General features: G+C 44.1%; 17 protein-coding genes. 8 read left to right on the top strand and 9 right to left on the bottom strand.

The annotated features are described in order from the left end of the window. Position 1 precedes the first annotated feature (1 nt). Genes ptsN through OCU56_RS11190 form a run of 9 tightly spaced genes read right to left on the bottom strand, consistent with a single transcriptional unit; the run spans position 2 to position 6571 of the window. On the bottom strand, positions 2 to 472 hold the full coding sequence (ptsN, locus tag OCU56_RS11230) for a PTS IIA-like nitrogen regulatory protein PtsN (RefSeq protein WP_261873300.1): 471 nt from the start codon (positions 470 to 472) through the stop codon (positions 2 to 4). Between the two features lie 2 nt (positions 473 to 474). Next, a complete protein-coding gene (hpf, locus tag OCU56_RS11225; protein WP_261873299.1) occupies positions 475 to 762 on the bottom strand; it encodes a ribosome hibernation promoting factor in 288 nt (95 codons plus the stop codon). Positions 763 to 783: 21 nt separating this feature from the next. Next, positions 784 to 2253, bottom strand: a complete 1470-nt coding sequence (locus OCU56_RS11220; RefSeq protein WP_261873298.1) for an RNA polymerase factor sigma-54 — start codon at positions 2251 to 2253, stop codon at positions 784 to 786. Between the two features lie 27 nt (positions 2254 to 2280). Continuing rightward, positions 2281 to 3006, bottom strand: coding sequence for an LPS export ABC transporter ATP-binding protein (gene lptB, locus OCU56_RS11215; protein ID WP_261873297.1), 726 nt, complete (start codon positions 3004 to 3006; stop codon positions 2281 to 2283). Between the two features lie 7 nt (positions 3007 to 3013). Beyond that, positions 3014 to 3520, bottom strand: coding sequence for a lipopolysaccharide transport periplasmic protein LptA (gene lptA / locus OCU56_RS11210; RefSeq protein ID WP_261873296.1), 507 nt, complete (start codon positions 3518 to 3520; stop codon positions 3014 to 3016). After that, positions 3501 to 4064, bottom strand: coding sequence for an LPS export ABC transporter periplasmic protein LptC (lptC, locus tag OCU56_RS11205; RefSeq protein ID WP_261873295.1), 564 nt, complete (start codon positions 4062 to 4064; stop codon positions 3501 to 3503). The genes lptA and lptC overlap by 20 nt, the downstream gene beginning before the upstream one ends. Next, complete coding sequence (kdsC, locus tag OCU56_RS11200; protein WP_261873294.1) at positions 4061 to 4618, bottom strand: 3-deoxy-manno-octulosonate-8-phosphatase KdsC; 558 nt, start codon at positions 4616 to 4618, stop codon at positions 4061 to 4063. Before kdsC ends, lptC begins: the two co-directional genes overlap by 4 nt. Positions 4619 to 4621: 3 nt before the next feature. Continuing rightward, the gene (locus OCU56_RS11195) at positions 4622 to 5596 is read right to left on the bottom strand and encodes a KpsF/GutQ family sugar-phosphate isomerase (protein ID WP_261873293.1); all 975 of its coding nucleotides are present in this window, start codon (positions 5594 to 5596) and stop codon (positions 4622 to 4624) included. A gap of 9 nt (positions 5597 to 5605) precedes the next feature. After that, positions 5606 to 6571, bottom strand: coding sequence for a calcium/sodium antiporter (locus tag OCU56_RS11190; protein WP_261873292.1), 966 nt, complete (start codon positions 6569 to 6571; stop codon positions 5606 to 5608). A gap of 188 nt (positions 6572 to 6759) precedes the next feature. On the opposite strand from OCU56_RS11190, the gene mlaF reads away from it, so the two are divergent. From mlaF to OCU56_RS11150, 8 genes are all read left to right on the top strand, one after another. Next, a complete protein-coding gene (mlaF, locus tag OCU56_RS11185) occupies positions 6760 to 7563 on the top strand; it encodes a phospholipid ABC transporter ATP-binding protein MlaF (protein WP_261873291.1) in 804 nt (267 codons plus the stop codon). Further along, complete coding sequence (gene mlaE, locus OCU56_RS11180) at positions 7560 to 8351, top strand: lipid asymmetry maintenance ABC transporter permease subunit MlaE (RefSeq protein WP_261873290.1); 792 nt, start codon at positions 7560 to 7562, stop codon at positions 8349 to 8351. The genes mlaF and mlaE overlap by 4 nt, the downstream gene beginning before the upstream one ends. Before the next feature lie 2 nt (positions 8352 to 8353). Continuing rightward, complete coding sequence (mlaD, locus tag OCU56_RS11175; RefSeq protein ID WP_261873289.1) at positions 8354 to 8833, top strand: outer membrane lipid asymmetry maintenance protein MlaD; 480 nt, start codon at positions 8354 to 8356, stop codon at positions 8831 to 8833. Positions 8834 to 8835: 2 nt separating this feature from the next. Further along, positions 8836 to 9480 carry a phospholipid-binding protein MlaC gene (gene mlaC / locus OCU56_RS11170; protein WP_261873288.1) on the top strand — a complete coding sequence of 215 codons (645 nt, stop codon included), beginning with the start codon at positions 8836 to 8838 and terminating at the stop codon, positions 9478 to 9480. Next, complete coding sequence (locus tag OCU56_RS11165; RefSeq protein ID WP_261873287.1) at positions 9477 to 9809, top strand: STAS domain-containing protein; 333 nt, start codon at positions 9477 to 9479, stop codon at positions 9807 to 9809. Before mlaC ends, OCU56_RS11165 begins: the two co-directional genes overlap by 4 nt. Further along, positions 9802 to 10056 carry a BolA family iron metabolism protein IbaG gene (ibaG, locus tag OCU56_RS11160; RefSeq protein ID WP_261873286.1) on the top strand — a complete coding sequence of 85 codons (255 nt, stop codon included), beginning with the start codon at positions 9802 to 9804 and terminating at the stop codon, positions 10054 to 10056. The genes OCU56_RS11165 and ibaG overlap by 8 nt, the downstream gene beginning before the upstream one ends. A gap of 9 nt (positions 10057 to 10065) precedes the next feature. After that, positions 10066 to 11334: a UDP-N-acetylglucosamine 1-carboxyvinyltransferase gene (gene murA / locus OCU56_RS11155; protein ID WP_261873285.1), complete on the top strand. Its 1269-nt coding sequence runs from the start codon at positions 10066 to 10068 to the stop codon at positions 11332 to 11334. A 272-nt stretch (positions 11335 to 11606) separates the two neighbouring features. Next, on the top strand, positions 11607 to 12368 hold the full coding sequence (locus OCU56_RS11150) for a 1-acylglycerol-3-phosphate O-acyltransferase (protein ID WP_261873284.1): 762 nt from the start codon (positions 11607 to 11609) through the stop codon (positions 12366 to 12368). Positions 12369 to 12423 lie beyond the last annotated feature (55 nt).

Raw genomic sequence — 12423 nt, 5'->3', positions numbered from 1 at the left:
GTTACGATCCTTTTGGACACTCAATAGTTTCAGCTATCATGATCTGAAAAAGTTCTTCGTCGGATTTAGCGTGACGAAGCTGTTTAAGTACTTTTTTGTCATTTAATCGCTCTGCCATGCAAGACAGCGTTTGTAGGTGCTCTTTGCATTGGTTTTCTGGAACGAGTAAAGCAAATAATAGATCCACTGGGCGGTTGTCTATGGCATCAAACTCAATGGGTTCATCACACTGTAAGAGCACCGCAATAGCTTGATCGGAGTCGCTCATGCGGGCATGAGGAATTGCAATGCCGTTACCAATGCCTGTGCTGCCTAGTTTTTCTCTTCCTAGCATGCACTCAAACAGAGCCGTTGAATCATGGCCGGTATGAGTTGCCGCAATTTGACTGATAAGTTCTAGGGCGCGTTTCTTACTAGTACAATGGACTGCACTTTTGGTGCAGTCCAAAGACAATACTTGATTAATTTGCATAGTTAGTGACTACTTAGCTTCTCTTTGTGCTTAGTCAATTGGCGAACAAGTTTATCTACTAGTGCGTCAATTGCAGCATACATGTTGTCTTCTTCAGCGGTAGCGTGAATGTCGCCTTGGCTAACGTGCAAGGTTGCCTCTGCAATGTGATTCACTTTTTCCAGTTTCAAGATGACCTGTACATTCGTTATGTTTTCGAAGAAGCGCTCTAGCTTTTGAAATTTGCTATTAACATATTCTTGTAGTGAGTCGGTCAGTTCTACGTGGTGGCCTGTGATGTTGATTTGCATAAGCGTTCCTTCTAATGATGCCTAAATTAGGCGTTTTCGCTGACTAGAGGGTGCAATACCTAATGATTCTCGGTATTTAGCAACGGTGCGTCTTGCAACCTTCACCTCTTGTTCAGCAAGTAGGGTGGCAATTTTATTATCACTCAATGGCTTCGCTATGTTCTCTTCGGCTACCAGCTTTTTAATTAAAGCGCGGATAGCGGTAGAGGACTTATCTTCACCATCATCATTACTTACGTGACTTGAGAAAAAATATTTTAGTTCAAAAATCCCGCGTGGGGTGTGCATATATTTCTGAGTTGTGACCCGTGATATCGTCGATTCGTGCATATCAATAGCCAGTGCGACATCATTCAAAATCATCGGTTGCATGGCTTCTTCTCCTTGCTCAAAAAAAGCTTGTTGAGTTTCGACAATACAACGGGCTACTTTAAGTAAGGTATCACTGCGACTTTCAAGGCTCTTAATTAACCATTTTGCTTCTTGAAGCTGATCTTTTATATATTGGCTATCGTTACTGTTTGCCCCTGTTATAGTGGCGTAATGTTGGTTCACCTCAAGTTTTGGTGTGCTGGTGTTATTGAGAAAAACACTCCACTTACCATTCACTTTAATCACGTTCACATCAGGTAAAATATACTCGATGTTGCTTTCACCAATTTGGCTTCCCGGCCTAGGGTCGAGTTGCTGAATAAGCTGTAAAACTTCAATTAAATCGCTTTCTTTTAGCTTAGTTTCTTTAACGATTATTTTGTAGTCTCGATTAGCTAATTGATCGATATAGTTTTTTAGGATTTCACAGGCTTGGTGTTTGCGAGGGGTGTCATCAGGCAGAGCATCGAGCTGTAATAAGAGGCACTCTTGTAAATTTCGAGAGCCCACACCCAAAGGTTCAAACTGCTGTATTCGCTTGAGTACGGCTATGGTTTCATCCTCTTCCACATCAGAAAGGGAGAGGCTAGCAGTAATGTCTTGGGTGGAAAGAGAGAGAAAACCTTGTTCGTCAATGGCATCAATAATGGCCATCGCAATCGCATGGTCGGTCTCGGAAAATGGGGTTAATTCTAGTTGCCAAAGTAAGTGGTCGTAGAGGCTAGTTTGCGTTTCCCCTTGATAAATAGGCAGTTCATCATCGGCTTTTACGCCGGTATTGCCGCTATTTGAGCTATACACATCTTCCCAAGAAGTATCCATAGCCAGATCGTCACTAATGGCATTGTTCGCCATTAGATCGGCACTGTCTTGAGCACTGGGTTCTGAGGTGGTATCCGTTGAGGTGTCATTGGCCGACTCCGCTTTATTCTCCGCTTGCTCATGATCTTCTGAATGTGCGTGCTCATCCGCTACTTGCAGTAGTGGATTAGAGTCTAACGCTTCTTGAATCTCTTGTTGAAGCTCAAGGCTAGACAGCTGCAGCAGTCGAATGGCTTGCTGCAGTTGTGGGGTCATAGCGAGTTGCTGACCAAATTTAAGTTGTAATGCCGCTTTCATGATAATGAGTAGCCCATAGCGAACCGTCTACAAACGGAATTGTTCACCGAGATAAACTTTCTTGACTTGCTCGTTGCTTAGGACTTGCTCAGGGGTTCCTTCTGCTATTAGGTGTCCTTGGCTTACAATGTATGCACGTTCACATACGTCTAGAGTTTCGCGCACGTTGTGATCGGTAATAAGCACACCTAAACCACGATCTCTTAAATGTTCAATAATCTTTTTAATGTCGATAACCGAGATGGGGTCAACCCCAGCAAAGGGTTCATCAAGCAAAATAAACTGCGGGTTAGCCGCTAGCGCTCGTGCGATTTCGACACGGCGACGTTCACCACCAGACAGAGCCATACCATTACTTTTACGAATATGTTGAATGTTAAATTCATCCAATAACTCTTCGAGTTTTTCATCCCGTTCTTGCTTGGATATCTCATTACGGGTTTGCAGTACCGCGTAAATATTATCTTCTACGGACAGTTTACGAAAGATGGAGGCTTCTTGAGGTAGATAACCAATCCCCATTCGCGAACGACTGTGCATAGGCAGAATGCTAATATCCTGCTCATCAATAAGGATTCGACCTTCGTCGCGAGCCACTAGACCAACAATCATGTAAAACGAGGTCGTTTTACCCGCTCCGTTAGGCCCTAGCAAGCCAACAATTTGTCCAGACTGCACTTGCAGGCTCACGTCTGCAACGACTTTACGGTTCTTGTAGCTTTTTGCTAGGTGTTCAGCTTTAAGTATTGCCATTGGTTGACTATTTCTTCTCTTTAGGCTGTTTAGGTTGCGGTTGCAATACCGTTGAGACTCGAGTTCCAGCACCACCTTCTGCAATCATTCGCTCGGTGGTGATGTGGTATTTAATGCGCTCGCCTTTGATGGTGCTGTCATCTTGCGCCAACATCGCTTGTTTGACCATAGTCAATTGATCTTGGTTCATGTTGTAATACAGCTCTCTAGCGTGGCCGTGAATGGTTTTTCCATCATCGGTTTTTTGTGAGAACGTCGCTAGAGTACCGTAGGCTTCAATTTCTTTGATGGCACCCGTTTTGGGATTGCGATAAACAATCACTTTGTCGCCGGCAACATTAATGCTGCCTTGGCGCATTTTTACATCACCAATAAAGGTCACTTTGTTGCTTTTCATATCGAGTTGCTGACTGTCAGAGTCAATATAGACCGGTTGCTCTGAGTCTGTTGATAGCGCGTAAGCGACAGGTGACAGCAGTATTCCGATTAAAAGACTAAGGCTTAGCTTTTTCATAGATCCCTTGTACACTATTGAATAACTCGGCTTCATTTTTATCTAAATTACCTTGCATAGCTTGGCCAATATTAACAAACTGTGGCCCTTTCAAAGTAACCTGATCATTAGAATTAAAGTCCTTGGTGTCCAGTTCAATAGTCATTTTATCTGTGGTTAATGTTTTGAAGCTGGCGTCGGGCTGTAAATTGGTTGCAATAACATTACCCTTTAACGTCAGGTGCTGATTTTTATCTAAAATAGCGTGGTCAGAGACGACTTGCCACTCTTCGATTGTTCCCTCACGATACACATACATTACGATGTTATCAAATAAGGTATCACCGCTCTCAGCATAATGCTCAAGCTTTTCCGAGGTGATTTTGTAGTTACGAATACCTTTTAGGTCATAGTTGGTGTTAGTAACAAATCGCCCAGTAAACATCGGCAACTCTTTGTTAGGCTGAACCTGAATAACCTGCTGCTCTTGATTCGTCAGTAGATAATAGCCGGATAGACAGATCACTCCGACTAAAACTATCTGAAAAATGCGAGAACCCGTCATATACTCAGACCTTTGTGTTGCTCAAGTTCACCACGGGCTTGCAGAATAAGGTCACACACCTCACGTACCGCGCCGTGCCCACCTTTTATAGTAGTGACATAATTGGCCCTTTGCACAAGTAATGGGTGTCCATCATTCACACAAACTTTGAGTGCAACTTTATCCATTACAGGCCAGTCAATGAGGTCATCACCAATATAGGCAGTGTGTTCGGGTTTTATCGCCAGCTTTTGCACGATATCTTCATAGGCTGTGATTTTGTTATCTTGGCCTTGGTAAATAAGCGTTACACCCAGCGCACGCATACGGTTTTCTACGATTTGCGATTTGCGGCCAGTGACGATAGCAATTTCAATGCCTGCATTCATTAGCGATTTCACCCCATAGCCATCTCGGGTGTGAAAGGTTTTTAGTTCTTCGCCATTGTTACCCATGTACACCAATCCGTCGGAAAAGACGCCATCGACATCACAGATAAGCAGTTTAATTCCCTTAGCGATAGCAAACGTCGCTTTAGGAACTGGGCCATATAAAGAGTCAACCATATCAGTCATAAATTACATTACCCCAGCTTTAAGAAGGTCGTGCATATTCAGTGCCCCAACCAGTTTATTATCTTCGCATAGCAATAGAGCGGTAATACTGCGCTCTTGCATCATATTTAGTCCTTCCACAGCAAGTAAGGACGGTGACGCGTGACGCGGGTTTTTCGACATGACATCGCCAATGGGAGTGCCATGAATATCAATGCGCTTGTCTAGTAAGCGTCTTAAATCACCATCGGTAAAGATACCGAGTACTTCGTCTTGCTCATTGACAACGGCCGTCATGCCTAAGCCTTTCTCACTGATTTCGATAAGGGCATCTTTAATCAGAGCATCTGCTGTCACTTTAGGCACCTCAGCGCCAGTGTGCATAATGTTTTCTAATTTTAGTAACAGTTTACGCCCTAATGCGCCTCCTGGGTGAGATAAAGCAAAATCTTCTGCGGTAAAGCCTCTAGCTTCCATTAAGGCCATCGCTAGCGCATCCCCCATCACCAAGGTCGCAGTGGTGCTGCTAGTTGGTGCAAGTTCAATAGGGCAGGCCTCTTGAGGTACAGCAATACATAAATGAATATCAGCCAGTTTTGCCATGGTTGAGTTTGGCTTGCCGGTCATGCTGATAATTTGAATGTTGCGGCGTTTCAAAACAGGGAATAGAGAAACGATTTCTGAAGACTCACCAGAGTTGGAGATAGCGAGCACGATATCCCCCTCAGCGATCATGCCAAGATCACCGTGCGCCGCTTCACCTGGATGAACAAAAAAGGCAGAAGTGCCGGTACTGGCAAGGGTGGCCGCAATTTTATTGCCAATGTGCCCCGACTTGCCCATACCCATTACCGCAACTTTACCTTGAGTATTGTTAAGTATGGCATCACAGGCGCGATTAAAATCAGCATTAAAATACTGAGACAGCTGAGTTAGTCCAGCAATTTCGGTATCTAGAACAGCTTGTGCGGCTTTTTGATAATCAAAAACTAATGTCATTAGAGAGTCCTATGCGGCCATATTGATAAACAGATAACCTTGGTAAACAACAAACAGAGTAAAGAGGATGCCCCCTTCAAGGCGTGTAATACAGCGAGATTTACCTAAGGCCATCACCACCAGTAAAACGGATACGCCCAGCATGACCCAAAAATCTCGGTTCATTGCGTTTTCGTTTAAAAATGAAGGGTTTAATAAGCCGGGGATGCCCATTACTGCGAGTATGTTAAATACATTTGAGCCAATGATATTACCCACAGCCATATCATCTTCCCCTTTCATTACCCCAGCTAACGATGCGGCCAGTTCTGGCAAACTGGTGCCAATAGCGATAATGGTTAAACCGATCACCAGATCGCTCATACCAAAATACTTAGCAATGAAAACGGCGTTGTTCACCAATAGGTTGGCCGAGATAGGCAGTACGATCAATCCTACCACTACCCAAAATGCCGCTTTTTTATTATCGACGCCATCGGGTACTTCTGATTCTTGCTCGCGCACCATAGCGTCGCCCTTGAGCTTCTCTTTGCGCGAAATTTGTAACATAGCGAGAATGAACACAACAAATAAAGTCACCAGCAATACGCCTTCCATAAAGCCTAGGAAGTTGTTCCACATAATCGCACCAGCGAGTAGGGTAACACCTATCATTATGGGTAATTCTCGGCGTAAAACTCCAGAGCTGACTAACAGCGGTTTTACCAGCGCGGTAATCCCTAAAATAAGAGCGATATTAGCAATGTTAGAACCCAGTACGTTGCCAACGGCCGTATCTGTTCTACCATCTAATGCGGCGGTTGCTGAGACCATCATTTCAGGAGCTGAAGAGCCCATGGCTAGAATAGTCATACCGATCACAAGTGGCGAGATGCCAAAGTTTTTTGCCAATGCTGCTGAGCCGAATACAAGTCTATCGGCACTCCAAACTAGCATGAGTAAACCGACGACAAGAAGACAAATCGCTACGATCATTATGTGCTCTTTATTAATTAGTGCGAGTTAAACACTGATTTTGACGTTAAGCTGTCAAAAAGGGAAGATTTTAGACAAATTATTTACACATAGGTCCAATAAAATTCCTATGATTAACTCGACCAACTCACTGATTTATTCAACCTTTTTGATATTCAGTAGCAATGAGGCCGTAGCAAGGAGTGTTGATGTCCGAAAATAAAAACAAATTTACCTTGAACAATGTGACCTTTTGCCGTGGTTCAAGAGTCGTATTTGACCAGATAAACCTGACCATACCCGAGGGAAAAATCACCGCGATTATGGGGCCGTCAGGGATAGGTAAAACCACACTGCTAAAATTGATCGGTGGGCAGATTCAACCGGACAGTGGTGAGATTTGGTTTGAGCAGCATAATATCCCGGCTCTTAGCCGTAATGAGCTGTATAAAATACGCAAAAAAATGAGCATGTTATTTCAATCGGGCGCTCTATTTACCGATTTAAGCGTATTTGATAATGTCGCGTTTCCGATTCGAGAGCATACTCAACTCTCTGAAGCTATGATTCGCACCATAGTGCTGTTAAAACTGGAAGCGGTAGGACTGCGAGGCGCAGCAGATTTAATGCCCAGTGAATTGTCTGGAGGTATGACTCGTCGTGTAGCCTTAGCTCGAGCCATCGCTTTAGATCCTGAAGTGGTGATGTACGATGAGCCGTTTGTTGGACAAGATCCCATTACTATGGGCGTGCTAGTGGAGCTGATTAAAAAATTAAATCAAGCCCTTGGCGTGACCTCGATAGTTGTGTCACACGATGTGCCAGAGGTGATGAGTATTGCCGATTATGTTTACTTGGTCGCCGAGAAAAAGGTGATTGCCAGCGGCACACCAAGAGAAATAGAGCAAAGCCAAGACCCAAGAGTACAACAATTTTTAAAAGGGCACGCTGACGGTGCGGTACCGTTTTCGTTTCCTTCGTCATCACTAGAAAAGGATTTATTTCAATCATGATATCTAGGGTTATCAGTAAGGTGGCTGATGTTGGAACGTCAGCAATCAAACTTAGTCGCTCTGTAGGGCGCGCAACCTTTATGATGTGTGGTGCCTTGTTGAGTAAACCTCAGCCCTTAAAAAGCTTCCCCTTACTGGTGAAGCAGCTCTACTCAGTAGGCGCACAATCACTGCTTATTACCTTAGTGTCGGGGTTATTTATCGGCATGGTGCTAAGTTTACAAGGCTACGTAGTGCTGGTGGACTACGGCGCAGAGGGCAGCTTAGGGCAAATGGTGGCTCTATCACTGTTGCGAGAGTTGGGGCCTGTGGTTACCGCTTTGTTGTTTGCCGGTCGCGCGGGCTCGGCATTAACGGCAGAAATAGGTTTAATGAAAGCTACTGAGCAGTTATCGAGCTTAGAAATGATGGCGGTGGACCCGTTAAAGCGCATTATTAACCCTAGATTCTGGGCTGGGGTCATATCCATGCCACTACTGACCATGATATTTATTGCCGTCGGCATTTTAGGTGGACACTTAGTGGGAGTTGACTGGAAAGGCATTGATCAAGGCAGTTTCTGGTCGGCAATGCAATCTTCAGTTGAATTAGGTAGAGATATTGGAAATAGCTTAATTAAATCGCTCGTGTTTGCTGTTGTTATCGTTTGGATAGCTTTATTTAATGGTTATGATGCTATCCCAACCTCTGAAGGCATCAGCCAAGCAACGACACGTACAGTCGTGCATTCTTCTCTAGCCGTATTAGGGTTAGATTTCGTTTTAACCGCATTGATGTTTGGAAATTAATTATGAATCAATCAAGGAAGTTAGAATTGTGGGTGGGCAGCTTTATCCTTTTAGGCATTATCGCCGCATTGTTTATGGTATTTAAAGTAGCCGATGTTAAGTCGCTAGGAAGCCAAGATAGTTATAAACTTACAGCGTATTTCGATAATATCGGTAGCCTTAAAGTGCGCTCTCCAGTCAAAGTGGGTGGCGTCGTGGTAGGGCGAGTGGCAGATATCACTTTAGATACAGAATATTTTACGCCAGTAGTTACCCTTACCATTGAAGAGCGTTACGGGCATTTCCCTGATACTTCAAGTGCTCATATTTTGACTTCGGGCCTTATTGGCGAGCAATACGTGAGTCTAATTCCAGGGTTTGTTGACGATGATGTGGAAATGCTAAAAGATGGCGATCAAATAGAAGACACGAAATCCGCATTAGTGTTAGAAGATTTGATTGGGCAATTTATGTATAGCGTAGGTGATAGTTCAGGAAAATAATCATGAAAATTATCAGTAGATTTATCGTATTAGTATTAGCGTTCTCTTCAGCCATTGCTTGGGGAAACACCATAGATAAAACCAAGCCTTATGAAATGATGGAGTTTGTTGGTGGTAACACCTTTGCTCGACTTAAAGCCGAACAGACTCAATTAAGAGCCTCCCCTGATGAGCTAAAAGTGGTGGTGGAAGAAGAGTTGATGCCCTACGTTAATGACCGCTATGCGGGCTTAAAAGTTCTGGGTAATTATTTAAGAAAAGCCGATAAAGCAGAAGTAAAAGAGTTTCTGGTGGCATTTCGTGCTTATTTAGTGACAGCGTACGCGCAGGTACTGACTCAATATAAAGATCAAGATATACAGTACACAGCACCGCGTCCTATTCGTGACGATCAGCGCATTGTCGCTATTCCAGTAAAAATTATTGACGGTAATAGACCGCCAATTAATTTAGAATTTAAATGGCGTAAAGATAAAAAAACCAATCAATGGCAAGCCTTTGACATGGTTGCAGAAGGTGTCAGCTTATTAACGAGCAAACAATCAGAGTGGGGCAGTCAAATTCGTACCGAAGGTCTGCCGGCGGTGACTAAAAAATTACAGCGCCTATCGCAAACTCCGATTCATTATGATGCAGCTAAAAAATGATCAGTCAAACGGCTTGGAACATAATTGATGACCAGCATGTCCAGTTAAGTGGCGTGCTGAATCGCAATACTATTCCACAACTGTGGAAACAAATATCGCACTGGCAACCTAAAGCAGAACAAGTGGAAATCAGTTTTGCAGAGGTAAAAACTCCAGATTCTGCTGCAATGGCTCTGATTCTGCACACAATTGAACATGCAAAAAATTGTCACTGCCATATAATGTTGCGATCTGTACCAAATAAACTGCTTACATTATTTGAAGTAAGTAATGCCATGCCATTATTGGCGGGGCATATAGAAATCGAAATTGAGGATAAAAGTGGATAGTACACAAGTAAAGAAGTTGCTCGATGATGCGTTGCAGCTAGCAGAAATTCATGTAAAAGGTGAAGGCAGTCATTATGAAGTCATTGCTGTTGATGAATCTTTTGCAGGCATGAGCCGAGTTAAAAAGCAGCAACTCATCTACGCTCCTTTAGTGGAGTACATACAACGTAATGATATTCACGCCTTATCAATTAAAGCTTTTACTCCTGATGAGTGGCAGCGTGATAAAAAACTAATGTCGCTTTAAGGAAGTACCATGGAAAAGTTTCGAGTAACAGGCTCTTCAGCTCCCCTAAGTGGAGAGGTTTTGATTTCTGGGGCTAAAAATGCCGCCCTACCTATTTTATTTTCAGCCATCTTGGCCGAAGAGCCATTAGTGCTACACAACGTGCCTAAATTGCGTGACATCGACACCAGCATGGCCTTGCTACAACAGTTAGGTGCTAAAGCATCACGAGACGGTGATAGCACGACGCTAAATATAGACCCATCAAACATTAATGAGTTTTGCGCTCCGTATGACCTAGTAAAAACCATGCGCGCTTCTATTTGGGCACTAGGTCCATTAGTAGCAAGATTTGGTGAAGGTCAAGTGAGCTTGCCAGGTGGCTGTGCCATCGGTGCTCGCCCAGTGGATCTGCATATTCAAGGTCTTGAGCAACTTGGCGCGCAAATCGTTCTTGAAGACGGCTACGTGAAAGCTAAAGTAGACGGTCGTCTTACCGGCGCACATATCGTAATGGATAAAGTCAGCGTAGGGGCAACGATTACCGTAATGAGCGCGGCAACCCTAGCAAAAGGTATCACTCGATTAGACAACGCAGCACGCGAACCTGAAATTGTCGATACCGCCAACTTCCTGATTGCGCTTGGGGCAAAAATCAGCGGCGCGGGCACAGACACCATCACCATTGAAGGTGTTGAGCGTCTAGGTGGCGGCGAGCATACAGTTGTTCCTGATCGCATCGAAACCGGCACTTTCTTAGTAGCCGCTGCAGTTTCTGGCGGTAAAGTGGTTTGTCGTAATACTCGAGCGCACCTACTTGAAGCCGTATTGGCTAAGCTTGAAGAAGCGGGCGCTAAAGTGGAAACGGGCGAAGATTGGATCTCGGTAGATATGACAGGTCGTGAGCTAAAAGCCATTACCATTCGTACCGCGCCACACCCAGGCTTCCCAACGGATATGCAGGCACAATTTACCTTGCTGAATATGATGGCTAAAGGCGGCGGTGTTATCACAGAAACCATCTTTGAAAATCGTTTCATGCACGTTCCTGAACTGCAACGCATGGGCGCAAAAGCAGAAATAGAAGGGCACACAGTGATTTGTGGTGATAGCGAAGGCTTGAGCGGAACTCAAGTTATGGCAACGGATTTACGTGCTTCAGCAAGTCTTGTGATTGCAGGTTGTATCGCTAAAGGGGAAACCATAGTTGATCGTATTTACCATATTGATCGTGGCTACGACAGAATTGAGCATAAACTGAGTTTGTTAGGTGCCAATATTGAACGCTTTCGTGGTTAATTAGCAAAATTTAGCTCACTATTAGGCCGAAACCGTGTGGTTTCGGCTTTTTTATTTGGTAAACTGATCGCCAACGATTTGCTGTTATTCATCGTTCTTTTGAGCAACAATATGCACTTGGCTTGCGCCCTACTACCAGTCACCATCCGTGACGGTATAAGTTTAACGCTAGGTTTCGTACCAACCTAAACACATTTAGGATAATAGCCTCAAGATTTTATAATGTTGGGGATGACAATTAAACGGCGAAGAATATCGCTAGGAATTAGATAATGATTGCTTTACTGCGCATTTTTTTGGTATTTGTTTTTGCTATATTGATGTTTGTCTTTGGCTGTGGCTACTGCCTATTTAGCCCAAGAAACCCAAAACACGTCTTTACCTTTGGTCGCTACTTTGGCGCTATGCACCGCGTATTTGGTATTAAGTTAGAACTGCGCATGCCGCAAGATGCCTACAAGCGCGGTCAAGCAACCTATATCGCCAACCACCAAAACACTTGGGACTTATTCACAGTGTCATCTGCGGTAACACCGAATGTGGTGACCGTCGGTAAGAAAAGCCTGTTGTGGATACCTTTGTTTGGCCAACTGTATTGGGTCACAGGTAATATTCTGATCGACCGTGCTAACCGTTCAAAGGCGAAAGGCACCATAGATCAGGTTGTTGATAAGATGAAGCAAACGCGCTTATCTGTATGGATGTTCCCTGAAGGTACACGCTCTCGCGGTCGTGGCTTACTGCCGTTTAAGACCGGTGCTTTTCACACTGCAATTGGTGCAGAAACCCCAGTCGTTCCTATTGTGTGCAGTACCACACAAGATAAAGTGAAGTTGAACCGCTGGAATAACGGCCATGTCATTATTGAGATGTTGCCAGCGGTTGATACAACACAGTACAGCAAGGCTGATGTGCGCAAATTAGCGGAAGTATGTCGCAATCAAATGGCAGAAAAGCTAAAACAACTGGATGAAGAAGTGGACGCTAGAAACGCAGCCGACGGTGTAAAAAACACGCCAGCCACTGGAAGTTAGCTAGGGATAGAAAGCCTAATCTATACATTAAAAAAGGGAGCGTAAGCTCCCTTTT

This window comes from Vibrio rarus (assembly GCF_024347075.1).
Lineage (GTDB): Bacteria > Pseudomonadota > Gammaproteobacteria > Enterobacterales > Vibrionaceae > Vibrio > Vibrio rarus.
Note: the sequence above shows the minus strand (reverse complement) of the source record. Positions and strands in the feature narration are given on the sequence as shown.